Annotated in this window: 21 protein-coding genes; 13 read left to right on the top strand and 8 right to left on the bottom strand. The window is 73.3% G+C overall.

Annotated features, from left to right (window positions below; genetic code table 11):
* Positions 1–142 precede the first annotated feature (142 nt).
* Entirely contained in the window at positions 143–889 is a 747-nt protein-coding gene (locus tag OG823_RS04540; RefSeq protein WP_371477708.1) for a Clp protease N-terminal domain-containing protein, read from the bottom strand.
* A 120-nt stretch (positions 890–1,009) separates the two neighbouring features.
* A complete protein-coding gene (locus OG823_RS04535) occupies positions 1,010–2,086 on the bottom strand; it encodes an NAD-dependent epimerase/dehydratase family protein (protein ID WP_371477706.1) in 1,077 nt (358 codons plus the stop codon).
* Positions 2,087–2,199: 113 nt separating this feature from the next.
* Here OG823_RS04535 and OG823_RS04530 point away from each other — a divergent pair, with 113 nt between their 5' ends.
* The 7 genes from OG823_RS04530 (at position 2,200) to OG823_RS04500 (ending at position 8,752) form a co-directional block, all read left to right on the top strand.
* Positions 2,200–2,925: a TetR/AcrR family transcriptional regulator gene (locus OG823_RS04530; RefSeq protein ID WP_371477705.1), complete on the top strand. Its 726-nt coding sequence runs from the start codon at positions 2,200–2,202 to the stop codon at positions 2,923–2,925.
* A gap of 285 nt (positions 2,926–3,210) precedes the next feature.
* Complete coding sequence (locus tag OG823_RS04525; protein ID WP_371477703.1) at positions 3,211–4,194, top strand: AEC family transporter; 984 nt, start codon at positions 3,211–3,213, stop codon at positions 4,192–4,194.
* A gap of 829 nt (positions 4,195–5,023) precedes the next feature.
* Positions 5,024–5,407 (top strand): hypothetical protein, encoded by a 384-nt coding sequence (locus OG823_RS04520; protein WP_371477701.1) that lies wholly within the window; start codon positions 5,024–5,026, stop codon positions 5,405–5,407.
* A gap of 115 nt (positions 5,408–5,522) precedes the next feature.
* Positions 5,523–6,482: a transcriptional regulator gene (locus tag OG823_RS04515; protein ID WP_371477700.1), complete on the top strand. Its 960-nt coding sequence runs from the start codon at positions 5,523–5,525 to the stop codon at positions 6,480–6,482.
* 34 nt (positions 6,483–6,516) lie between these two features.
* Positions 6,517–6,951 carry a roadblock/LC7 domain-containing protein gene (locus OG823_RS04510; protein WP_371477698.1) on the top strand — a complete coding sequence of 145 codons (435 nt, stop codon included), beginning with the start codon at positions 6,517–6,519 and terminating at the stop codon, positions 6,949–6,951.
* Between the two features lie 201 nt (positions 6,952–7,152).
* Positions 7,153–7,527, top strand: coding sequence for a hypothetical protein (locus OG823_RS04505; protein WP_371477695.1), 375 nt, complete (start codon positions 7,153–7,155; stop codon positions 7,525–7,527).
* Positions 7,528–7,975: 448 nt separating this feature from the next.
* Positions 7,976–8,752 carry an ATP-binding protein gene (locus OG823_RS04500; RefSeq protein ID WP_371477694.1) on the top strand — a complete coding sequence of 259 codons (777 nt, stop codon included), beginning with the start codon at positions 7,976–7,978 and terminating at the stop codon, positions 8,750–8,752.
* 106 nt (positions 8,753–8,858) lie between these two features.
* Here the strand turns inward: OG823_RS04500 and OG823_RS04495 are convergent, their stop codons facing one another.
* Together OG823_RS04495 and OG823_RS04490 are read right to left on the bottom strand one after the other, a co-directional pair.
* Positions 8,859–9,995 carry a hypothetical protein gene (locus OG823_RS04495; RefSeq protein ID WP_371477693.1) on the bottom strand — a complete coding sequence of 379 codons (1,137 nt, stop codon included), beginning with the start codon at positions 9,993–9,995 and terminating at the stop codon, positions 8,859–8,861.
* Positions 9,992–11,110, bottom strand: a complete 1,119-nt coding sequence (locus OG823_RS04490) for an SPFH domain-containing protein (RefSeq protein ID WP_371477691.1) — start codon at positions 11,108–11,110, stop codon at positions 9,992–9,994. The genes OG823_RS04495 and OG823_RS04490 overlap by 4 nt, the downstream gene beginning before the upstream one ends.
* Before the next feature lie 200 nt (positions 11,111–11,310).
* On the opposite strand from OG823_RS04490, the gene OG823_RS04485 reads away from it, so the two are divergent.
* The 5 genes from OG823_RS04485 (at position 11,311) to OG823_RS04465 (ending at position 15,732) form a co-directional block, all read left to right on the top strand.
* Positions 11,311–11,757 carry a hypothetical protein gene (locus tag OG823_RS04485; RefSeq protein ID WP_371477689.1) on the top strand — a complete coding sequence of 149 codons (447 nt, stop codon included), beginning with the start codon at positions 11,311–11,313 and terminating at the stop codon, positions 11,755–11,757.
* Positions 11,738–12,451, top strand: coding sequence for a class F sortase (locus OG823_RS04480; protein WP_371477687.1), 714 nt, complete (start codon positions 11,738–11,740; stop codon positions 12,449–12,451). The genes OG823_RS04485 and OG823_RS04480 overlap by 20 nt, the downstream gene beginning before the upstream one ends.
* A gap of 421 nt (positions 12,452–12,872) precedes the next feature.
* Complete coding sequence (locus OG823_RS04475; RefSeq protein WP_371477685.1) at positions 12,873–13,730, top strand: hypothetical protein; 858 nt, start codon at positions 12,873–12,875, stop codon at positions 13,728–13,730.
* 80 nt (positions 13,731–13,810) lie between these two features.
* Positions 13,811–14,488, top strand: coding sequence for a winged helix-turn-helix domain-containing protein (locus OG823_RS04470; protein WP_371484304.1), 678 nt, complete (start codon positions 13,811–13,813; stop codon positions 14,486–14,488).
* Entirely contained in the window at positions 14,485–15,732 is a 1,248-nt protein-coding gene (locus OG823_RS04465; RefSeq protein WP_371477683.1) for a sensor histidine kinase, read from the top strand. The genes OG823_RS04470 and OG823_RS04465 overlap by 4 nt, the downstream gene beginning before the upstream one ends.
* A 65-nt stretch (positions 15,733–15,797) precedes the next feature.
* On the opposite strand, the gene OG823_RS04460 is transcribed toward OG823_RS04465, so the two are convergent.
* Entirely contained in the window at positions 15,798–16,280 is a 483-nt protein-coding gene (locus OG823_RS04460; protein WP_371477682.1) for a VOC family protein, read from the bottom strand.
* A gap of 257 nt (positions 16,281–16,537) precedes the next feature.
* Between OG823_RS04460 and OG823_RS04455 the strand changes: the two genes are divergently transcribed.
* Entirely contained in the window at positions 16,538–18,211 is a 1,674-nt protein-coding gene (locus OG823_RS04455; RefSeq protein ID WP_371477680.1) for an MFS transporter, read from the top strand.
* Between the two features lie 373 nt (positions 18,212–18,584).
* On the opposite strand, the gene OG823_RS04450 is transcribed toward OG823_RS04455, so the two are convergent.
* From OG823_RS04450 to OG823_RS04440, 3 genes are all read right to left on the bottom strand, one after another.
* Positions 18,585–20,099: an arabinofuranosidase catalytic domain-containing protein gene (locus tag OG823_RS04450; RefSeq protein ID WP_371477678.1), complete on the bottom strand. Its 1,515-nt coding sequence runs from the start codon at positions 20,097–20,099 to the stop codon at positions 18,585–18,587.
* A 359-nt stretch (positions 20,100–20,458) separates the two neighbouring features.
* Complete coding sequence (locus OG823_RS04445; RefSeq protein ID WP_371477676.1) at positions 20,459–22,129, bottom strand: ricin-type beta-trefoil lectin domain protein; 1,671 nt, start codon at positions 22,127–22,129, stop codon at positions 20,459–20,461.
* A 259-nt stretch (positions 22,130–22,388) separates the two neighbouring features.
* Positions 22,389–23,789, bottom strand: a complete 1,401-nt coding sequence (locus OG823_RS04440) for an arabinofuranosidase catalytic domain-containing protein (RefSeq protein ID WP_371484302.1) — start codon at positions 23,787–23,789, stop codon at positions 22,389–22,391.
* Positions 23,790–24,215 lie beyond the last annotated feature (426 nt).

The following is a 24,215-nucleotide window of genomic DNA, read 5'->3' as shown; positions in this document are numbered from 1 at the left end:
GAACCGCCCGGGGTCGAACCGCCCGGGGCTGCACCGGTCGGCCCGGGGGGTTCGGCCGAGCCGACCGACGCGCCCGGCCGGATCCACCGGCTCGGGCTCGGGCTCGGGTCCGCGTCCGGACCCGGCTGCGAGTCCGGGCCGGTCAGTCCTGCTGCTCGCCTTCGGCTGCCGAGGCCGCCGCCACGGCTTCGACGACGAAGGTCTCGGTGGCCGCCTTGTCGATGCCGAGGCCGGACAGCGGTCCGGAGCCGCCCTCCAGCTCCAGCAGGGCGAGCAGGATGTGCTCGGTGTCGACGGACGCGTGCCCCAGGCGCAGCGCCTCCCGGAAGGTGAGCTCCAGGGCCTTCCTGGCCCGGACGTCGAACGGCACCAGGGCGGGCATCTCCTCGGCGGCCGGAGGCAGTGCGGCGGTGACGACCCGGCGGAGGTTATCCAGGGTGGTGCCCTGGGCGACGACGGCCAGCGCCGCCAGCGCCTGCGGCTCGCTCAGAAGGCCGAGGGTCAGGTGCTCCGGCCCGATCTCGTTGTTGCCGGCCGCGCGGGCCTCGTTCTGCGCCCCGATCACGACGTTGCGCGCCTGCGTGGTGAAGCGGCTGAAGCCCTGGCTCGGGTCGAGGTCGGACGGTTCGCCGGCGGCCTTCGGGACGAAGCGCTTCTGGGCGGCCTGCTTGGTGACCCCCATGCTGCGGCCGATGTCGGTCCAGGAGGCACCGGACCGCCGTGCCTGGTCGACGAAGTGGCCGATCAGGTGGTCGGCCACCTCGCCGAGGTGGTCGGCCGCGATCACCGCGTCGGAGAGCTGGTCCAGCGCGTCGGAGTGGACTTGCTTGATGGCCTCGATCAGATCGTCGAGTCGGACGGGATTCGTCACACGGACGGGATTCACCATGCGTCAACGATAGGTTGACCATTCCACTGAAGTCAACCGTTGGTTGACGATTTCCCGGGGTTGGTCGGCGGTGGGCGGTGGGCGGTCTGCGGGTCTGTGTGCGCGGTGGTCTGCGGTCGCTCAGGGCCGCGGTGCGACGAGGCCGGCCCGGTACCAGGCCAGCGTGGCGTCGAGAGCGGCCGCCATCGAGGTCGGCCTGACGCCGAAGTCGCGCTCGAACGCGGACGAGTCGACGATCTGGGGCTCGGTGTGCTGGTAGAACATCTCGGCGTACTCGGCCATGAAGGTTTCGTCGAACGGGCCGAACGGCTCCGGGCGGTCCAGGACGACGGCGTGCAGGGTCCGTCCGACCCGCTCCCCGATCATGGCGTGGATCCGGCGGGTGGTCAGGGCGGGGGCGGTCGGCAGGTGCCAGACGCGGCCGTCGGCCTCCGGGTGCGCGGCCAGCGTGGCCAGTCCCACGGCGACGTCGCCGATGTACGTGTGACTGTGTGGCAGGTCGATGTCGCCCAGCGCCAGCACGTCGCCGCCGGTGATCGCGCCCGGGAAGACCGCCCCGCCGAGGCTGGAGCCGATCACCCCGGGGCCGACGAAGTCGGCGGCCCGTCCGAGCACCACCCGGGCCCGGCCGGCCCGGTGAGCGGCGAGGTACGCCTCGTCCAGCCGGGCGCGCATCCGCCCCTTGCGGCTGGTCGCCAGCCACGGCGAGTCCTCGGTCATCACGGCGCCGCCGGTCTCGCCGTACGGGTACAGCGTGTCCAGGACGACCAGCCGCGCGCCGGTCTCGCCGACCGCGCCGAGCAGGGCCTCCTGGACACGCGGCAGCACCTCGGTCTGGAGGTGGTACGCCACGTTGACGCAGTGATGGACGACCGTGGCGCCGGTGATCGCTCGGAGCAGCTCCTCCTGGTCGGTCGCATCGGCGGCGTAGCGCTCGACGGTGCCGCGCGCGGCGTCCGCGGCGGTGGTGGTGGCGGCGGTGGTGGTGGGGGTGGCGGCGGTGGTGGGGGTCGAGTGGCTGGGGGTCGAGTGGCTGGGGACGGGGATCGCGGGGCCCTCGCCGGTGCGGTTCACCAGGCGGACGTGGTGCCCCCGGCCGGCGAGTTCGGCTGCGAGGGTGGTTCCGGCCGGGCCCGAGCCGAGCACGACGTGCCGCTCGGGGCCGGCGGGGGCGGCGGTGGGCGCGGGGAACGACATGGCGGGCTCCTTCGAACGGCGAATTGTTACGGTCAATCGCAACTGTTATGGAGCGTAACTCTTGCTAGGGTCGGTTGCAACAGGCATGGACGGCGACCCGAAGAAGGACAGTCATGGCAGCAGCGGCCGAGGGCCCCCGGGCCCGCTACCGGGAGCAGACCCGAGCGGAGATCAAGGCCGTGGCGCTGCGTCAGCTCGCCGAGGGCGGGGTCTCCGCGGTGGCACTCACCCGGATCGCCAAGGAACTCGGCCTCTCCGGCCCCGCGCTGTACCGCTATTTCGCCGGCCGGGACGACCTGCTCGGAGCCCTGATCAGCGACGGCTACGACGACTTCGCGGTCGAGATCGGCGTGGCCGCCGGCGCGGTCGCCGGCCGCACCCCCCGCGAGCGGTTGCTGGCGCTCGCGGACGGGTACCGAGCCTGGGCGCTCGGGCAGCCCCACCGGTATCTGCTGCTGCTCGGCTCCCCGTTGCCCGGTTACGTCGCGCCGCCCGAGACCCTGCTGAAGGCCCGCGCCGCACTCGGGCCGTTCCTGGCCGTGTTCGGCGGCGCGAGGCCGAGCGACGCGGTCCGTCCGGCGGTCGAGCAGTTCGAAGCCTGGGCCCGACAGGACGCCCAGGTCGGGGCGTGGGTGGCGGACCTCCTCCCGGCAGGTCGGTCGGAGGGGGCTGCGGGGGTCGCGCTGGCCGGGGCGGTGCTGGCGTGGACGCGGCTGCACGGCGTGGTCGGTCTGGAGGTCGAAGGCCACTTCACCGGTATGGGGCATGATCCGCAGGTCCTGCTCCAGGTGGAGATCGCCACGCTGGCCGACACGTTCGGGCTGGACCGGCACCGGTGACGCGGTGCGCCGCTCCGGTGACGCCGGTGACGCCGCTCCGGCACCGACCGACGGCCGTCCGGGCGGTGACCGGCGGCCCGAAAGCGATGGACCGGACAGCGGGCGTCTGCGACGCTGAGCCGGTGAACGACGCGTCCGGGCGGTGCGAGCGGCAGGGGCGGATACCGATCGGGGTCGGCAGCGCGTCGAGCGACCCACGCGCCTCAAGCAGCCCAGGCGCCTCAAGCAGCCCACGCGGCCCACGCCTTCCGCGTGCTCCGCGCTCCACGTGAACGGCTGAGGGCGGTGGCCTCACTCTCCCCGTTGCTGTCCGCCTTCGGGCCGATCTGGGCGCTCACCGCCGTCGGCTACCTGGTCGGTCGGACGGGAGCCCTGGGTGAGCACGCGGAGGACGTACTCGGCCGGTTCGTCTTCCAGGTGGCCATGCCGGCGGCCCTCTTCACGATGACGGCCCGGACGCCTCTGGGTTCGTTCGCCAACGCGTCCATGCTCGCCTTCGCGGTCGGTACCGTGCTGGCCTGCCTGCTGGGTGTCGCGGTCAGCCGCTGGGCGTTCGGGCGGCGTCCGGCGGAGCAGGCCATCGGCGGTATGGCCGCCGGCTACGTCAACTCCGCCAACCTGGGCATACCGGTGGCCGTCCAGGTGCTTGGCGACGCCACGTTCATCGCGCCGGTGCTGCTCTTCCAGGTACTGGTGGTCACCCCGGTGATCCTCTCCGTCCTGGAGGCCCTGACGGGACGGGGCCTGAGCGCGGACGCGACCTCGGCCGGTACGGCGCGTGGCGGCGCCCGGACCGCGCGGGTGCTGCTGCTCCCGCTGCGCAACCCGATCATCCTCGCCTCGGGGCTCGGCTGTCTGGTCTCGCTCTCCGGACGGCACCTGCCGACGGTGCTCGCGCACCCCTGCGAACTGCTCGGCGGCGCGGGCGTGCCGACGGCGTTGATCGTCCTCGGGATGTCCCTGCACGGCAGGCGGGCCGGCGCCGGCGTCGGCCTGCCCGCCGAGGTGGGGGCGAGCGTCGTGATCAAGACGCTGGTGCAGCCGCTGGCCGCCTTCACCGCGGGCAGCCTCCTGCTGCACCTGCCCGCGCACCAGCTTCTCGCGGTGGTGGTGTGCTCCGCGCTGCCCACCGCGCAGAACGTCTTCATCTACGCACGCCAGTACGAGTTGAGCACGGTACTGGCCCGCGACTCGGTGCTGTACTCCACCCTGCTGTCGATGGCGACCATCTCGGCCGCCGCCTGGAGCCTGGGGGCGGCGCAGCACTGACGGAGCGATGCGCTCCGTCGCGTCAGGACGGAGCGGCCGGTCGGATCACAGCCGCCGGGCGTCGGGCGCGGAGCAGCGCAGCCCGCAGACCCACGGTGCTCCGGCTCACGCCGGGCCGTCCGTGCGGATCCGGGCGCTCGCCGAGGTGTACGACCTCCAGGCCCTGCCTCCGGCCGAGCCGGAGGGTCTCCCGCGCCGAGACGGCGAACATCCGCCGCCCCGCCGGTACGGGGCCGTGCCGCAGCGACAGCACCACGCGGCCGCCGCCGGCGGCCGCGCCACGCCGGCCATCGCGGCCGGTCGCTGCCGCTCGCCCAGGTGCATCCAGACCGCCGTCAGAAGGACGAGGTCGAAACGGTGCTCCCGGTCGTGCAGCACGCACAGCCTGGTGTGCAGGACCCGATCAGGGCCCGGGCGGGCGGAGGCGAGGCCCGAAGGGCGATCAGCGCCGGTGCGGCGCCGGGCCGGTCGGGTGAGCTGGGCGGTGAGCTGTTCGATGGTCGTTGGTACGGAATCGAGGCAAGCGGTGGCTGACGGTCGTCGAAACCTCGGCCCTGCCGTGGGAATCGGCCAACGTCTCCACCTGCTGGGCTGCCCGGTCCACCGGTGTGAGCAGGCCCGCTGCCTGCCTGTTCCGGGGGAGCGGAGTGCGCGCCGCCGGCCGGTAGGTGGCTGGAAACTATCGTCGTGAAATCGAATATGCCAATGGAATGTTCGTCATACGGAAACCCTGAGTAGCCTTCCGTGTCGGAACAGCGACTCGAACGGTGGCCCAGGTCGCGCCTGCTCCTGTGTGCCCTGCTGCCGAAAACCCTCAGAAGGAGCCCGTGTGCCGGGTATCGACGAATGCCTGTCGCGGGCGATGGCGATCGGTGGTGCTCGTGGCGCGAGCCTCATCGACTGGAGCAGCGGCCTCGCGCTCGGCAGCGCCGGGGACAGTCCGACAGGTGATCACGAGGCGGTGGCGGCCGAGGCAACTGATCTTCTCAGGGCGGCGGCTGACAGTCCGACACTTTCCGACCAGGAGGACTCCGGGCTTCCGCTCCAGGACATCATCGTCACCGGCGGCCGCAGCTACCACCTGTTCTGCTTCGTCGGCACGGTCTTCGACAGCAGGCTCGCCCTGCACCTCTGGTTGGACCGGACCGAGGGCAACCTGGCCGGCGCGCGCTACCGGTTGCAGGCCCTCGCCGAGGAGCTGGTCCTGGGATGACCGGCACCGCACCGATCCACACCGGGCCGTCCGGACGCGGCGCGTTTCGGCCACCGGCACCGGTCGACGCCACCGACGGGGCGAGCCGCTCCGCCGGCAACCGCCGGGGGCCGGGATGACGAGCCCACTCGTGCGCTTCCGCCGGCTGTCGGGGGAGACGATCGAGCAGTTGGCCGAACGGGGCGCCACCGGCGCGCTGCACTGCGAGAGCGGTACGGTCCACTTCGCGGACGGCTGGGTGGTCAACGTCGAGAGCGCCCACACCCCGGGCATGGCCGGTGCGTTGGCGGCCTGCGGCCGGATCCCGGCCGAGGTCTGGCAGGAGACCGTTCGCACGTTCGGGCCGGACTGCCGGGTCGGCCGCGCGCTGGTCGACCAGGGCCGGCTGACCCGCGGCGAGTTGGAGCTCTGCCACCTGGCGGCGCTCTACGACGCGGCCTACTTCGTCCTGCCGGCCCGTTCGACGACGAGCTGGTTCGAATCCGGAGCCCGGCACTGGCTGGGCCCGGTCCGCCCGGTCAGCGTCCACCGGCTGCGCCGCGAGACGCTGCGCCGCCGGAGCCTGCTGGAGCGGATCTGGCCCTGCCCGCAGCTCGACACCGCACCCGTGGTGGGGGCCCGGGGCGGGCGGACCGGTGGCCGGGCCACCACTGCCAGGCAGCGTGAACTGCTGGCGCACGTGGACGGCCTGCGCACTCCGCTGGACCTCGCCCGGCTGCTCGGCCGACCGGCCTTCGCGACCACCGCCGACGTCCGCCGGCTCGCCGCGGCGGGTCTGGTCGCCACCCCGCCGGGCGGCGCGGCCCCGGCCACGGTGGACCGGCCGGTCGGCGGGCGGACCGCCCCGGCGGCGGACGTGGACGCCGACACCGTCGAGTTCACGCTCGCCGGTCTGGAGCGCCGCAGCCCGGGCGCGGCGCTGGCCGCCCTCCCCGGCGGCGCCGCCGCCCGCCGGCGGGGCGAGCCCCGCCCCCTGCGCCGACCCTCGCACGCAGCGGCCCACCCGCTGTCCGTCCCCGACCCGGACATCGCCCTGCTGAACCGGGTCCGAATCGCCCTGGAGGCCCGACTGTGACCCCCGCTCCGCCCGCCGTCCCACGCCCGTGTCCATGAGGCGGGCCCTCAAGCAGCGCGCCGGAAGGAGACAGCTGATCGCCCTGGAGACCGAGCTGCTGGCCGAACTCCGCGCCCTGCGGCACCGCGTGCCGCACCTGGCGGGAGGCCTGGTGGCCAGCGTGGACGGACTGCTGATCGCCCACGACACCCACGGCACCGAACCGGCCGGTCTGGCGGCGCTCACGGCTGCCGCGCTCGGGCTGGCCCAGCGCCTCGCCGACACGACCGGGCAGGGCGACTTCCGCGAGTCGCTGGTCCGTGGCGAGCACGGCTACGTCGCCACCTACGCGGCCGGTTCGGCCTGCGTGCTCACCGTGCTGGCGCACCCGGACGTGAACGTCGGACGCCTGCACCTGGAGGCGCGGCGCTCCGCCGAACGCGTCGGCGTGTTCCTGGAGGACTCGCTCGCTCCCAAGGAAGTGGTGTGACGCCGACCGGGCCCGCCCGGCCGACGCCGCACGACCGACCGCCTCGCCGCTGACGGCAGTTCCGCAGTACCGACGACCGCACGACCCGACGACCGCAGTACCCGCCCGACCACCGCCCGACGTGGACCGTACAGCCCGTGACCGCACGACGTACGACCGCGTCACGGCACGACCCGACACCCCGGAAAACAGGAGACCGACATGACTGACGTCGACACCGCACTCAGGCAGGCGATGACCACGATCGAGGGAGCCATCGGGGCCGCTCTCGTGGACTACAACAGCGGCATGGCCCTGGGCACCATCGACGGGGCCGGTGGCCTCGACCTCAACGTCGCGGCGGCGGGAAACACCGATGTCGTACGGGCCAAGATGCGCACGATGGACATGCTGGGCCTCAAGGACGGCATCGAGGACATCCTGATCACCCTCACCAACCAGTACCACCTGATCCGGCCGCTCACCGGCCGGACCGGCAAGGGCCTCTTCCTCTACCTCGCGCTCGACCGGGGCCGGGCCAACATGGCCATGGCCAGGCACCAGCTCACCCGGATCGAGGCCGATCTGGAGGTCTGAGCGGCCGAGCACCCCTCCCGACCGGGCACCGCGCGCCGAGTGCGCCGGGTGCCGTGCGCCCGGTCCAGGGCTCGCGGTGTCGCGCCGTCGCGGGGGACGCCCGAGACCGTGCACCACAGGGGCGGGCCCGCCAGGGCCCGCCCCGCGCAGGTGCGGACCTCCCCGGGGCCGCGGCAGTCGTGGCCGGGGGGCGGATCGTGGACAAACCTCTCGGTCGCCACCTTCGCCCGATCTGATGGACCAGGCGTCGAAGTCACCCACTTCCGGCCATGGGTCGGGCACGATGTGTCGCGTCTGCCGGATCCAGGGGTGCGGACCCCTGCCCTGGAGAGGAAGTGCCCATGACCGTCGCCGTCGGTGGACCGAGCCGGTCCGCCAGGGGCAGGCCCGCGCCCCGGTGCCCGGCCGGTGCCGACCGGCCGTCCCGCAGCGCCGACCGAGCCCACGCATGCGCCTGACGATCAGTCGCGACCTGCCGGATCTCGGCGCTGTGGAGGACGCCGTGAACGGCGCTCTCGACTCGCTCCCGCTCGGGCCCGACAGCCGGCACCAGGTCATCACCGCGGTGCTGGAGGCGGTGTCCAACGCCGTCCGGCACGGTCGGCGGCAGGGCGGGCGTGGTTGGGTGCTGCTGGAGACGGACGTGGTGGCCGGGCAGTTCGTCCTGACCGTCGTCGACGACGGCCCGGGTTTCGACCCGCGAGCCTGCCCGGATCCGCGGTCGCCCGAGCGACTGCTGCTCCCCGGGGGCCGGGGTGTGTTCCTGATGCACCACCTGATGGACGGCGTCGACTTCGCCTTTCCGGTCGACGGCGGCACCCGCGTCACGCTGCGCAAGAACCTTCTCGTCGACGGGGCCCACGGGGGAGCGGCGGAGGGCGCGCCGACGATGATCGTCTCGACCCGCCGGAGCGCTGAGGTGACGATCCTCGACCTGAACGGCAGGCTGACGATCGGGGTGGGAGACCTGGCGCTGCGGGAGGCCGTCAGGGAGGAGCTCGACCTCGGCACCACCGGGATCGTCCTCAACCTGGCCAAGACCACCGCCGTCGACTCCGCCGGTGTGGGGGAGTTGGTCGGCTCGTCCACGGCCGCGAGGAACCGGGGGGCGAGGCTGGTCCTGGCCAACCTTCCGGCCGAGGTGCCGGATCTCCTGGGCGTCGCCCGGCTCGGGTCGTTGTCCGAGGTCTTCGAGACCGAGGACGAGGCCGTCCGGTCCTTCTGATCGCCCGTCATGACCCGTGGTCCGTACCCCCTGCGCCGTCCGTCCGATCACGGGGGCGGCCGTACGCGGTCGCGTGGCGGCGCCGTGCCGCCATCAGGGCGCGCGGTCAGCAGAGCAGCCGCAGCCGTTCCGTGGCGACGCCCACCCGGACGCTCTGACCCCAGGTCAGGTGGAGGGCGTCGGACTCCACACCGTCCCCGAAGGCGACCAGCCGGTCGGACTCCACGGTGAGAGTGAGCCGCTCGTCGGTGCCCAGCAGGCCCTGGACGAGACCGGTGCCGGTGGCCGGGGAGGGCCAGGCCTCCCGGACGAACCAACTGAGCGCGGGTGCGCAGGGGCCGGGCAGCGGGAGCGGGCTGCGTCGTTCCAGCCAGGCCGAGCGGCACCAGCCGGTCGCCCCGGTGCCGGTGCCGATCAGTACACCCGAGGAGGCCTGTGCCTCCACCGCGAGCCGCAGGTCCCCGGCGCGTGGCGCCCCTCGCCCCTCTCCCGGGCTCCGCCCGCCTGCGCGGTCCGGCCCGACCGCAGGAGTCCGGCCGGCGTCCGTGCCTCCCCGGTGTTCACCGTCCCCCGATCGTTCACCGTGGCACGACCGTTCACCGTCTCCGGGCCGTTCCCCGTGGCCCCGGCCCGGGCCCTCCGCCGAGCCCGGCGGTCGGGGAGCCGACGGGCCCGGTGCCGTCGTGCCCGCCGGCACCGCGAGCCGGTAGCGTGCCGTCTGGTGGCCGCTCTGGCCGAGGTAGATCTCGTTCAGGGCCAGCAGGCGCTGGGTGTCGTCGGCCACCGCCTCGACCATGGTGCGCTCCTCCACGTGCCGGTCCGCGCCCGGTGCGGCGGCGGCTCGCACCAGCCGGGCCGCGTCCGTCGCCCGGTGGCGCACCAGGACGCCGGGATTGCGGCCCGGATCGGTGTCGATGCCGATCACGGGCTGGCCGGAGAGGTACTTCGCGGCGTTGGCCACCAGGCCGTCCGCGCCGACCACCACCACGACGTCGTCGGGTGCGAACAGGAAGCGGTCCAGGTCGCCGCGTTCGACGCGGCCGCGGCGCCAGTCCAGCGGTACGGCCGCGGCGACCTCCGCCAGCGTGGCCAGGGCACGGTGGTGGCGCAGTTCGGCCTCGTCGAGCGAGCCGCCGCGCGAGGAGAGGAAGAAGGCGGCGTGCCCGCGGGAGCCGTGCCGGGCGAGCAGCTCCTCGTACTCGGTGCGTCGGTGCACGAGGACCACCCGGGGTGCGAGTGTCATCGGGCCCCGGCTCCGGTCGGTCCGCTCGTCGCCGCACCGGCTGTTGCGCCCGGTGCCGCCGTTGCCGCCGCCGCGTCCGGCGCCGTGGCGGGGCCGCCGAGCCGGCCGAGCAGATCGGTGAGCAGGTCGGGGGTGAGTGTGACGCTGCCGATGTTCGGCAGGTGTTCGGCCAGCCGCATCAGGGCGAGCGCGTGCAGGACCTGGGGGTCGACCTGCTGGTGGGCCGTCAGCCAGGCCTGTTCGGCAGCGGCCTTCGCCTCGCCCAGGACGCGTTCCGACTCCGCCTGCGCGGCGGCCAGGACCCGGGCCGCCTGCGCCTCGGCGCTCGCCAGCCGGGTGCGGCGCACGGCCTCCGCCTCCGCCCGGACGGCGTCCGCGGCGGCCGCCTGCTCTGCGCCGCGCCTGGCGTTCGCCCCCTGCCGCTCCACGAGTTGCTCCTCGCGGCGGGCGAGCTCGATCTGGCTGTCCAGCTCGTTCTCGGCGATCGCGCGCTCCCGCTCGACGGCGACGGCGCGCCGCTCGTAGGTCGCCCGGTCGGCGTCCTGCTGGACCTGCTCGCGGGCGGGTGTGCGCAGCGCGCGCTCCAGCTCCGCCTCGGGCCGCAACGCGATGACCCGTACGGCGATCACCGCCAGGCCCGTTTCGGTGAGCCGGGGTTCGGCGGTGAGACCCGTGGTGACCCGCTCCCGCACCGCGGTGACCCCGCGTACCAGGGCGTCGGCGAGCGGGATGCGGGCGATGAGGTCGAGCGCGTACTGCTGGGCGGTCTCGGTGAGGAGGTTCCCGAGTTGCTCCAGGGGAGCGGCGCGCCAGGAGCCGGTGCGGGTGTCGATGCCGAAGTCGATCCGTGTCGCGGCCACGGCGGGGTCGGTGATCCGGTAGGTGACGGTGGCCTGGACGGTGAGGTCCTGGAAGTCGGCGGTGCGGGCGTGGAAGAGCATCCCCAGCTCCCGGTCGTCCACCGGTATCTCGGAGAGCGCGGCGGTCAGTGGCCGGAACCAGAAGGCCAGGCCGGTGCCGTCGTGGGCGAGGACGCCCTTGCGCAGGTGGCGGATGTGCGCGGTCGGAGCGGCACGCAGGTGGCGCATGCCGAAGCGCTTGGTGATGTCGGCCATCGGAACCCCTTTTCGTCCCTATGACGATAACGGTGCCCCTGCTTATCGTCAAGAAGACGAAAACAGAGGGGGTGGCGTGTTACACATCCGCCGGAGGGCTGTTACACATCCGGCGGCCGTCCGTGCGGAGCGCTTCCTAACGTCTGCGGTGTCAGCTTCCGGCCAACCGGGCCGGAAGCGGCGATCATGGAGGTTCTCCCATGTCAGGTCCCCTGGCCTTCCGCGCGGCCACCCGTACGTCGCGTCCCGCCGGTGTACGCCGGGCGGTCCGGTTCGCGCTGGTCTCCGCCGGCGTCGCCGCCGCGCTGGCCGGCTCGGGCACCGTCGCGTTCGCCGACGGCGCGGCCCCGGCGGCCCCCTCCGCGGCCCCGGCCTCCACCGCCAGCCCGAGCCGGGCCCCGAGCGCGGTGCCGACCGTGGCCTCGGCGCCGCAGGTCGGGGCCGCCCCGACGGCAGGCGCCGTCAGCGCGGGCACCGGTGCGAACGCGCCGCAGGTCAGCGCGGTCCCCCGGGGCGGCGCGCAGACCGGGGAGGCGGAGACCGGACGGTCCACCACCACCCTGGTGGCCGGCTCCGGCCTGGCCCTCGCGGGCGTGGCCGGTATCGGCTTCGCCGTCGTTCGGCGCCGTGCCGGCGCACAGCGCTGACCGGAACCGTCGTGGCCGGCGCCCCTCGTGGGCGCCGGTCGCGGCGGCCGGCAGCCTCTCGCTCGCCCTCGCGGCGCTGATCCTCGTGCCCGCCCCGGAGCACGAGCCGGTCCGGATCGAGTTCGCCGGTCGCGCGCCCGCCGTGGCCGCTGCCCCCGCTGACCCGGGCGCCGCCACCCCGGCCCCCGACGCCCCGCGCCCGGCCGCCGCCCCGGCGCCCGACGCTCCGGTGTCGCCCCCCGTGCGCCTGGTGATTCCCCGGATCGCGGTGGACGCGCCGGTCGCGCCGGGCGCCCTCAACCGCGACGGCTCCGTCGAGGTCCCGCCGGCCGACCACCCCGGGCAGGTCGACTGGTACCGCAACGGTCCCGCGCCCGGCCAGACCGGACCGGCCGTGATCCTCGGTCACCTCGACACCCGCAAGGGCCCGGCGGTCTTCCACCGACTCCCACAGCTGCGCCCGGGAGACCGGATCGAGATCCACCGGCAGGACGGCAGCACCGTCGTCTTCCTGGTGCGGGAGCTCCGACAGGCCCCGAAGAGCGGTTTCCCCACCCAGGTGGTCTACGGCAACACCGACAGCCCCCAGCTGCGGCTGATCACCTGTGGCGGTCGGGTGGCGTCCGACGGCCACTACACCGACAACATCATCGTCCTCGCGGATCTGGACCCGGCCACCCCGTCGACCGGCTGACCCGCCGGCCGGCTGACCCGGCGACCGTCGCTCGTCGCTCGTCGCTCGTCGCTCGTCGCTCGTCGCTCGTCGCTCGTCGCCCGACGCGCTCGCGGGCCGGGGTCGGACCTCCGGGCCGCGCGATCGGGGCGGTCGGCCCGGTCGGGGCGGCGTCCGGGGAGGTCGGAGGGCGACCGCTGCGGTGCAGGGTCGCTGCGGTGCGCGGTCGCCGCGCGTCACCTGACGTGCAACCGGTCCGCGGCGGCGCGCGTGATGACGTGTGACGACCCGACCGACCCGACCCGACTCGTACCCGCATCACCCGTACCCGCATCACCCGTACCCGCATCACCCGTACCCGCATCACCCGTACCCGCATCACCCGTACCCGCATCACCCGTACCCGCATCACCCGTACCCGTACCGAAAGGCGTGCACCCACGTGAGGACCTGGCTCAGCCGCACCGCACCGGTCCGGGGCCTGCTGCCGGCAGTCCTGGCCGTCCTGGCCGTCCTGGCCGTCCTGGAGCTGTCCGGCTGCACCTCCGCCGGACAGCTCCAGGACGCCGGGCGTACCCGCCAGGTGACCAGTTGGCCCAGCCCCCAGGTGCTCTGGCCGGCCGCCGACGTCTCGCCGGTGCCGACCCCGAGCGCCACCGTGCAGCCGCCGCCGGTCCCGGTGCCGGGCGTCAGCAGCCCGGGTGACGACATCAGGGCGGTCGACGTCCTGGCGTTGCTGGAGAAGGACCCGGCCGTCCGGACGGAGGAGCGGGAGGCGCTGGCGGGCTGCCCCGGATGCTCGGTGCGGCCGCCGCAGTACCGCGATCTGACCGGTGACGGGCGCGACGAGCTCCTGACCGCCGTCCTCACGGCCGACCGCAGCGCCTTCCTGCACGTCTACACCCTGGACGCGCGGCGGCCGGTGCCGATCCTCGCCCTCCAGACACTGCCGGGCTTCAGCGCCGACACGGTCGGCGCCGACCTGCTCGTGCACGAGCCGACCAGCGAGGTCACCGAGACGAACAGCACCTACCGCTGGGACACGGTCCGGCTGGCCTTCGACACCCGCCAGATCCGTGCCACCGGCCCTGCCGCCGACGTACCGGGGTGCCCGCCGAGCGGGCCGACGGCCGAGCCGGCCCGGCCGAGCTCGGGCGTCGCCACGCCCGCCGTCTCGGGAGCAGGCGCGGGGGCCGGTACGGGAGCAAGCCCGGTGGCGGGCGGCGCCCGGCCGGGCACCGCGCCGGTGGCGACCGCCGTCCCCGCCGCACCGCAGCCCAGCGCCGCGAGGCGGCCGTGAGCGGCCCGGCCGGTGCCGCTCCCGGCACCCCCCGCATCCTGCTGGTCGAGGACGACGAGGTGATCCGCGAGGCCACCCGGATGGCCCTGGAGCGCTACGGCTTTCCGGTCGACACGGCCGCCGACGGCCTGGAGGGCCTGGAGCGGTTCCGCGCCCACCCCCCGGACCTCCTGCTGCTCGACGTGATGCTCCCGCTGCTCGACGGCGTCGGACTCTGCCGCCGGATCCGCGAGGAGAGCCTGCTGCCGATCCTGATGATGTCCGCCCGCACCGAGCCGATCGACGTCATCTCCGGGCTGGAGGCCGGCGCCGACGACTACATCGTCAAGCCGTTCGAGACGGCCGTGCTGGTCGCCCGGATCCGTACGGTGCTGCGGCGCACCGGGATCGGCACCCACCCGTTGACGGCGCCGCCACCGGCCGGCCCGGCCGCCCCGCAAACGCCCCGGCCGCCCGAACCGCCGCGCGCCCTGCGGCAGATCGACGGTCTGGAGGTGGACACCGACGCGATGGAGGTGCGGGTGGCCGGCCGGCAGATCCCGCTCACCCCGACCGAACTGCGCCTGCTGCTGGAGTTCACCGCGGCCCCCGGCGTGGTGCTGGAGCGGCAGACCCTGCTGGAACGGGTCTGGGACTACTCCTGGGGCGCCGACACCCGGGTGGTGGACGTCCACGTCCAGCGGCTGCGCGCCAAGATCGGCGCGGAGCGGATCGAGACCATCCGCGGCTTCGGCTACAAGCTGCGGCGCGTCCGGTGAACCTCCGTCGGCAGATCGCCGTCACCGTGGCCGTCGTCTCCTTCCTGGTGGCCCTCACCCTCGGCGTCCTCGTCCACCAGGCGTCCGTGCGTCAGCACACCGAGCAGGCCCGCCGCTCCGCGGTGGCCGCACTCGACGCGCTGCTCGCGGGCTACGACCGCACCGGCCAGGTGCTCGGAGCCACCGGCGCGGTGGACGACCCGGCGCTGCCCGCCGAGCTGCGGCGGCTCGCCGGCCAGGAGCACGAGGGTTCGACGCTGGGTCCGGGGCCGGACGGCACCGCGATGTGGGCGGCGGCCGGCAGTGGCGGCCGGGTCTTCTCGGTCCGGATCGACTACCGGGAGGACGAGCGCTCCATCGCGGATCTCGACCGGACGATCCTGCTCTCGGCCGCCCTCGCGGTCGTCGTGACCGTGCTCGCCGGGGTCTTCGCCGCGGATCGGATCAGCAGCCGGCTGCGCACCGCGGCCCGCACCGCCCGCAGCATCGCCCAGGGCGACCTGGACGCGCGGATCGGCCCGCTCGGCGGACCGCGCGACGAGGTGGCCGAGCTGGCCGCGGCCGTCGACTCGATGTCGGGAGTGCTGCGCGGCAGGCTGGCCGGCGAGCAGCGTTTCACCGCCGACGTCGCGCACGAACTGCGCACCCCCCTGACCGGGCTGCTCACCGCGGCGGAGCTGCTGCCGCCCGGGCGCCCCACCGAGCTGGTGCGCGACCGGGTGCACTTCCTCTGCGGCCTGACGGAGGATCTGCTGGAGGTCTCGCGGCTGGACGCGAAGGCCGAGAGCGCGGAGCTGTCCGTGGTCCGGCTCGGGCCGCTGGCCACCGCGATGATCCGGGCGGCCGACCCCTCGGTGCGGCTGCGGATCGACTCGGACGCACCGGTCACCACCGATCCGCGCCGGCTGGACCGGATCGTCTCCAACCTGCTGGCCAACGCCCGGCGGCACGGCGCCGGGCCGGTGACGGTGCGGGTGGCCGGCACCACGCTGACCATCCGCGACCACGGCCCCGGCTACCCGGACGACGTCCTGCGGTACGGGCCGCAGCGGTTCCGGACCGGTGCCCGCGAGCGGGGGCACGGGCACGGCCTGGGCCTGACCATCGCCCAGGGCCACGCCGAGGCGATCGGCATCGACCTGCGGCTTCGCAACGATCCGGACGGCGGCGCGGTCGCCGAACTGCGCCTGCCCGTGGGCGGAGCGCCGGAGATCGAGGGGACCGGGCCGCAGCCCGCGCCGTGATCCCCCGTCCGACGGCGCGCCGCCCGCGCCCCCTTCCCGCGGCCGGCCGCCCCCGCGCGCGCCGGTCAGCCGGCGGCGGTGTCCGACCCGGCGGCCATCGCCTCGTCCATCCGGCGCTTCATCTCCTCGGGGCCGACGTCCTCCACGTGGGTGGCGACGTTCCACCGGTGACCGAACGGGTCCTCGAAGCCACCCGAACGGTCGCCGTAGAACTGGTCCTTCACCGGGCTCAGCTCCCTGGCGCCGGCGGCGAGGGCCCGTGCGTGCACGTCGTCCACGTCCTCGACGTACACGAAGATCGTCACGGGCGAGCCGCCGACCGTCCGGGGGCCGAGCGCGTCCATGTCGGGGAACTCGTCCGCGAGCATCAGCACCGACTCGCCGATCGTCAGCTCGGCGTGCCCGATCCGGCCGCCGGGCCCTGGCATCCGCACCCGCTCCACCGCGCCCAGCACGTCCCGGTAGAAGTCGACGGCGGCTGCGGCGTCGTGCACGTACAGGTAGGGCGAGACCCGCGGATAGCCCTCGGGAACGGGTTCGACGCTCATGGTGGTACCTCCGGAAGCCGTGGTTCTCCCCGCTGACCAGCCTGGCACGCCCGGTGGGTGTCCGCAGCTCCCCGGCGGCGGCCGCCGCCGCCCGGCCGCGCGGGGCTCCTCGGAACCGAGCCGCACCGGCCCGACCGACAGTCGACAAGCATATGAATCCACCCGTGATCGGGGTCGCGGTGCGCCCACCCGGCAACGTGCGGCCGGTCTGCTATCCCTGGAGTCCCCGCCCGCGCGCAGTGGCCGAGAGAGGACAGATGACCACCACGGAGCCGGTCGGCCTGCCCGCCGAGGTACCTCTCCCCGTCGGCCCGGCGCTCGCGGTGCTGCGCCGCCCGGTTGTCGCCGCCGCCCTGCTGGCGCTCCTGCTGCACGGGGGGTGGGCGCTCTTCCTGGCCCGGGACGCGGGCGATCTGGCGGCCCAGTACGCCTGGACGGAGTTCGCCAGCCGCCATCCGGCGTCGGCGTACAACCTGTCCTGGTACGGCGGCATGCACACCGCGTCCTACAGCCTCGTCGCGCCGTACCTGATGGGCTGGCTCGGGGTCCGGACCACGGGTGTCCTCGCCGGAACCCTCGCGGCGGCCGCCGCCGCCCGGCTGCTGGTCCGCGCCGCCGTCCCGCGGCCGCTGCCGCCCGCGCTCTGGACGGCGTTCGCGCTCTGGTGCAACGTCGTCTCGGGACGGGTGACCTTCGCCGTGGGGGTCGCGTTCGGCCTGGCGGCGCTCGCCCTGCTGCCGCCCGCACCGGGCGGGGCCGCGCCCGGGCGGCCGGTCCCGCGCGCGCTCGGCGTGCTCGCGCCGGCGGCGCTCGCCACCCTCGCGACCATAGGCAGTCCGCTGGCCGGGCTGTTCCTGGGAGTCGTCGGGGCCGCGCTGGCGCTGACCGGCCGCCGCCGGGACGCCTGCGTCCTGACCGTCGGGCCCGGCCTGGTGCTGGCCGGCACCGCCCTGCTGTTCCCCTTCCGGGGCGTGCAGCCCTTCGACTGGTACCTCGCCGCACCGGTGGTCGCGTCGGCCGTCGCGGTGGCGGTGCTGGTGCCGCGCACCTGGCGCGCGGTGCGCGGCGGCGCGGTGGTGTACGCGGCCGGGGCGGCGCTGACCTGGGCGGTGCCCTCCCCGGTGGGCAGCAACGTCGAGCGGCTGCCGCTGCTCTTCGCCGGTACCGTCCTGCTCGTCGTCGCCCGGCGTCCGGTCGCGGTCGGGCGCCGTCGGGCGCTGGCCGCCGGCGCCGTCTTCCTCACCGTGGCCACCTGGCAGGTCGCCAAACCCGCCGGGGATCTGGTCACCAGCCTCCCGGTGTCGGCGAGCGTCCGTGACACCGGGCCGCTGATCGACGAGCTCCGGCGGCTCGGCGCCGACCGGGGCCGGGTGGAGATCGTCCCGCTCCGCTCCCACCTGGAGGCCTCCGGCTTCGCGCCCTACGTCAACCTCGCCCGTGGCTGGAACCGCCAGGCGGACGTGGCCCGCAATCCCCTCTTCTACACCGCCGCGCTCGCCCCCGAGGACTACCACGCCTGGCTGCGGACCTGGGGCGTCGGCTACGTCGTACTGCCCGCCGCGACACCGGACGACGCCGCGGTGGACGAGGCCCGGATCGTCGCGTCCGGGCCCTCCTGGCTCGCGCCGGTCTGGCGGGACGACCGATGGCGGCTCTTCCGGGTCGTCGACGCCCTGCCCCTGGCGGACCCGCCCGCCACCGTGCTCCGGGCCGGTCCGGCCGCGCTGACCGTCGAGACGGCCGGCGCCGGCGCGGTGCGACTGCGGATCCCGTGGTCGCCGTGGCTCGCCGTCGACGGCCCGGCGGGCGGCGCGCGGGGCTGCCTGGCCGAGGAGGACGGCTGGACGCTGCTGCGGGCACCGGGGCCCGGCACCTACCGGGTGCTCGGCCGGTACGCCCTGCCGAGGGGCGAGCGCTGCCCGAACGGCTGAGGCGGCGTCGGGAGCCGGGGGCCTTGAGGGGTCGCGCCGATCCGACGCGCATTGTCGGACGCGGCCCAACCTGCTCTTTGAGCTGTGTGGCCGGGTCGGGGACGCCGCCGACCTGTCGGCCGCGCGAGGCCGGGGCGAGGCGAAGTCGAGCGGGCCGACAGCACCCGGGCGGGCCGACAGCACTTTTCGGCGCCCAGGGCATCCGGAACGACAGGAACGGCATCCCCCGGCGCACCGCGAGCTGAGGACGCCCCCGCCGGGCCGGTTCCGACCGTACGGTCGGAACCGGCCCCGACCGGAACGGACCGGCGCGATCGAACGGCGCGCCGATCCACCCGCAGTGGATCTCAGGAGGGGAGCCTTTCGTCAGGGCTCATCCGAGTTTCCACTGCTGCTGGCTCTGTCCGTTGCAGGCATACAACTGGACCAGCGCGCCGTTCGCCGTCGACGCTCCACTGACGTCCAGGCAGAGCCCTGACTGGACTCCGGTGATGGTGCCGTTGACATTTCGGGTCCACTGCTGGTTGGGCTGTCCGTTGCAGGTCCAGATGATTACCTTGGTGCCGTTGACGGTGCCCGTGCCGTTGGCGTCCAGGCACATCTGACTGCTGCCCGAGTACACGGTCAGCTGGCCCGAGGCGGTGGCGGTCCACACCTGGTTCGCACCTCCGGAGCAGGAGTAGATCTGGGCCTGGGTGCCGCTGGTGGTACTGGAGTTGGGAATGTCCAGGCACTTTCCGGCGCCGACGGCGTGCAGCGGGCCGGAACTGGTGCCGCCCGTGCCCGTGCTGTAGCCGGCCGCGGCGATGTCGGCTTGGACGGCGTTGTCGGTGGCGTCGGACGGGTAGCCGCTGACGACGGCGCCTTCGTAGAAGGTCCCGAGGCTCTGGTTGGTGTTGCCGGCGCAGCAGTCGCCGCCGCTGCCCAGGATGATGGCGCCCTGCTGCTTCATCGGGCTGTAGCCGGCCGGGAGCGCGCCGTTCCAGAGGGTCGTGAGCCCGCCGGACCGGGCGTCACCGCCCTTGAGCGCGAACTGGGAGGTTCCGTTGTTCTTCAGCATCGCGGTGACGTAGCGGCTGGAGAAGGCCCTCTGGTTCGGGTTCCACGACGAACTGCCGCCTGAGTACAGGCCGTATTCGAGGTCGGCCTGCACCCATGGACCGGTTCCCGAGCAGCCGCCGAACCAGCAGCTGGTCCCGAAGTAGATGGCGTTCATGGCGCCGGCGCCGTCGGCCTTGCGGTCCGTCTCACTGTTCCCGTAGTCGAAGCAGCAACCGCTGTTGACGTGCACACCGCTGGTCACCATGTACGCGCCTTGGGGGGCGCTGCCGAGCGGCATCCCGGAGGTGGACCCGTTGTGCCAGTAGCTGTTCCCGGGGTTGATGTACAGCGAGTACGCCTTGGCGCCGCCCAGCGTGAGCGCCTCGCTGGTCGCGCTGGCCGGGGTGTCACTGCCTCCCGCGCCCCCGGGGCCCTGGTACGCGAGGTCGTTGCCGTGCCCGGACTGGTCGAAGATCACTGTGACCACACACGAGGTGCCCGCGCAGAAGGCGTCCTGGGTGGCCGCGTCGGCGACGCCCCCGGCACTGACGACGCCGATGTTCTGCACCCTGCTGTCCGAGGCCCGTCGGACCTGGTAGAGCGCTCCGGTGTACGCCGCGTAGAGCGAACGAGTCGTGGAGTGCGCGGCCACACAGGGGGTCCCGCCTGCCGCGTAGATGTCGCAGGAGCGGGTGGTGGCGGCCTGTGCGGTTCCGGCGATGGCTCCCGACCCGGTCAGAGTGCCGACAACCAGCAGGACCGTGGCGAAAAAGCGGGTCAGCGTTCTCAGCCGGCCATGAAGCGAAGGTGCGATCACCAGCTGTTCTGGACCTTGACTGTCGCGCATATGAGCTCCCTGCATCTCATCGGGCCCACGTGGAGCGGTGGACAGCGCAACGTCCTCCACCGCCCGGGATGCCGCCGAGCGGCACTCCGGAGGAGAATGTTAGCGCTAACAATTCTGTGCCGCCGACGCGGTGGACGTTTGTGGGTCGGGGGTGGTTTCCTGGCGGCAACGGTTCATCACCCACCGTACGGTGTCAAGGGTTTGGAGACTTTCGGGACCGGTACGGCACGCCTGTGCTCGGACGCAGAACTGACGTGCCGTCGATTGCCAAGCCGCGATGAACCGCTCGGCACGACGGGGGAGTCCGGCGATCTCACCCGTCGGGCCGAACACAGTCCGCACCCGGCCGCCACGGAACCTCAGAGGGCCCACTGCTGATTGGTCTGGCCGTTGCAGGTCCACAGGTCGATCAGGGCGCCGTCGGCCGTGGACTTGGCGGTGACGTCGAGGCAGAGTCCGGAGAGGACGCTGGTGATGGTGCCGTCGGTGTTCACCTTCCACTGCTGGTTCGCCTGGTTGTTGCAGGTCCAGATCTCGACCTTGGTACCCGGCGCGGTCTGGTTGTTGTAGGCGTCCAGGCACATCTGCGTGCCGCCGGAGTACACGGTCAGCTGGTTCGACGAGGTGTGCGTCCACTGCTGGTTCGCCTGGGCGTCGCAGTCCCAGATGTCCACCTGTGTGCCCGCGGTTGTGGTCGAGCCCGGCACGTCCAGGCACTTGCCCGCACCCACCGCGCGCACCGCGCCGCCCGCGCCCGTTCCGCCGCCGGTACCGCCCGCGACGCGGAACATGGTGGTGCCGTGCGCCGGGACCGAGGCGCTGATGGCACCCGCGGTGGTCGAACTCGCGCCGGACCAGAGGTCGGTGAGGTTGTAGCTGGGCGCTCCGGTCTTCCCGATCGCGGCGGCGGAGGTGCTGATGGTCGCGGTCGATCCGGTCTCGTTGAACAGCGCCACCGAGACGTCGCCGTTCGCCAGCGGCTTGGCCAGCACGTCGAGACCGCCGGTGGAGGACACCAGGGTGCCCTGCTTGCCGAGGGCGTCCTGGTCCACGGCGATCACGCGGGTGTTGGTGAGCGTGGACAGGGTGGCCGCGCTGGCCGAGGCGATGTTGGTACCGGCGATGAGTGGAGCTGCCATCTCCGACCACAGGCTGAACTCCGAGCGGCTCTCCGTGTCGCTGAGGGAGCCGTTGCCGACCTCGAGCATGTCCGGGTCGTTCCAGTGGCCGGGCCCGGCGTAGGCGGCCAGCTTCACGTTGCTGTGGAAGATCGACAACATGCTGGAATAGCTGGCGTTGATGTCACCTGTGGTGCGCCAGCTGTTGCCGATGCCGGCGCCCCAGGTCCACACGCTCTCCTCGCCCCAGTTGCACAGGCTGAACAGGATGGGCCGGCCGGTCGCGGCCAGGGCGTCACGCATCGTGGTGTAGCGGGTCTGCGCGGGCGTCTTGCTGCCGTTGGGGCAGGAGTTCAGCGCACACCCCGGCCCCGCGTAGCAGTTGTCGTACTTCAGGTAGTCCACGCCCCAGGAGGCGAAGGACTGGGCGTCCGTGGTCTCGTGCCCGAGGCTGCCGGGGTAGCCGCCGCAGGTCTGCAGTCCGGCGTCCTCGTAGATCCCCAGCTTCAGGCCCAGCGAGTGGACGTAGTCGGCGGTGCCCTTGATCCCGTCCGGGAATTTGCCCGGATCCGGGACCAGACGCCCGTCGGAACCCCGTGCGTGGGTCATCCAGCAATCGTCGATGTTGACATACGCGTATCCGGCGCTCTGCATGCCGTTGTTGTGCATGGCCAGCGCCGTGGTCTTGATCAGCGACTCGGAGACATTGCAGCCGTAGGCGTTCCAGTCGTTGAAGCCCATCTGCGGAGTGGTGGCTGCGCCGTTGCCCAGTGCGGCGGCCGGCGTGGCCGCGCCCAGGGAGATCAGCGGAGCCGCCACGGACAGAAGGAGTGCCGAGAGCACGCGGGCAAACGTCCTCCACAGGCTTGTTCGCGGCGATGGACGTCCGGCGCGCCGGTTCGGGTGGAACATGTGGTCGCCTCCTGGCGGGAGTGGTGGGGTGGTTGCCGTTCTCGGGGCAGTACGGTCGGCTCTCGCTGCCTGGTGCCGTCGTACAGGCGGCCGGTACAGCCGGGCCGAGCCGGGCCGGCGCCTGCCGGCACGCAGCTGCGGGAACTGACGAGGCCGCACGGCTCGCATCGCCGACTCGTAACCCGCGCACATCAGGGAGATGCGGGGCGGGTTCCGCGCCGGCCTGGAGCCGCGCACGGAACCCGCCCCGCAGATGACGCTAGTTGAGGGCCCATTGCTGGTTGGTCTGGCCGTTGCAGGTCCACAGTTCGGCCAGGGCGCCGTTGGCGGTGGACTTGGCGGTGACGTCGAGGCAGAGCCCGGACTGGACGCCGGTCACGGTGCCGTTGGCGTTGAGCTGCCACTGCTGGTTGGTCTGGCCGTTGCAGGGCCAGGTCACCACCTTGGCGCCGTTGGTGGTCTGGCTGTTGTAGGCGTCCAGGCACATCTGGACCCCGCCGGTGGTCACCGTCAGCTGGTTGGACGACGTGTGCGTCCAGGTCTGGTTCGCGCCGTTGCTGCAGTCCCAGATCTGCAGCTGGGTGCCGGCGGTCGTGGAGGAGTTCGGCACGTCCAGGCACTTGCCCGCACCCAGCGCGTGCAGCGCACCCGTCGAACCCGAACCCGAGGACGAACCCCCGTAGCCGACCGAGGTGATGTTGGCCTGGACGGAGTTCTCGGTCGTGTCGGAAGGGTAGCCGGAGGTCATGACACCCTCGTAGAAGGTGCCTTGGGCTCCCTTGCTGTTGTCACCACCGATGCCGAGGATGATGGCGCCCTGCTTCTGCATGGGGTTGTAGCCGGCGACGTTGGGGCGCACTCCGCTGTAGTAGGTGGACAGGGAGCCGCCCTGGGCGTTGCCGCCGTGGATGGCCCACTGGTTGGCCCCACCCTTGACCATGGCTGTGACATAGCGGTAGTTGACCGACGGGTCACCGGAGTTGAGGTGCTGGTTGACGCCGGAGAAGAGTCCGTTCTCCAGGTCGGCCATGATCCAGGGGCCGTTGCCCGCGCCGTATCCCCAGACCTTGATGTTGCCGAAGTAGATGGCCTCCATGGTGCCGTTGCCGTCGTCGTTGTTGTTGGTCTCTGCGTTGCCGTAGTCGAAGCAGCAGCCGCCGTTGTAGTGGGTGCCGTCGAAGATGGCGTACATGCCCTCGGCGCTGTCGCCGGTGGCGATCCCGCTGGTGTGATTGTTGCGGTAACCAGTGCCCGGGGCCACGAAGACGCCGTAGGCCTTGTGGCCGCCGACGGTTGTGGGTGCGGCGGTGGCGTCGGCCAGGTTGTCGGGACCGCCGGCGGCACCGCCGGCGGGCGCCTGGGTGAGGTTGTTGCCTCGGCCCGACTGGTCGTAGATGACGGTGATGACGCAGCTCGTCCCGGCACAGAAGGAGTCCTGGGCGGCCGCGTTGGCGTAGCCACCCGCGCTGAGCAGCCCGATGTTCTGAGTCGCGTTGTCCGATGCGCGCCGGACCTGGTACAGCGATCCGTTGTAGGCGGAGTACAGGGCCCGGGTGGTGCTGTGGGCGGCCACGCACGGCGTCCCGCCCCCGGCGTAGATGTCACACGGCCCAGGTCCGGCGGCCTGCGCGGAACCGGTCGCGAGCGCGGCGCCCGCCAGGGAGCCGACGACGAGGACGGCCGCTGCGGCGGCACGGGCGAAGAGGCTGGTCCCGCGGTGCGACGAGCCCTCGGAGGGGCCCCTGAGCGCCGGCTCCGCCGGACTGCGCCGGCGTGCTGCCGCGAGCAACCCGGGCAGGCCCGGCCTGGATGTGATTCCCACCTTAATCTCCTTGTGTACATGACAAATGTGCGCTGATGAATGGCCCCGCCGTCGTGGACGGGGATTTTTTCGGGAATTCCCTCGGGGATCGCGAGGTGCCCCGGAGGGCGGCGGAGGCCGCTGGGCCCGACTTCTCGTACGGTTCCCCGTGCGAGAATTCAGGAATACGCCCCGGTGTTTCTCGGCGCGGCTTGTAGCGCCTACGGGAACGGCGAATAGCAGGATGCGACGTTCTGGTCCTCGCGGGCGCCGGGGGGAGCCGGC

It is taken from the genome of Kitasatospora sp. NBC_00315, from assembly GCF_041435095.1.
Classification (GTDB): Bacteria; Actinomycetota; Actinomycetes; order Streptomycetales; family Streptomycetaceae; genus Kitasatospora.
The sequence above is the reverse complement of the archived record's forward strand: the minus strand, read 5'-3'. Positions and strand labels throughout refer to the sequence as shown.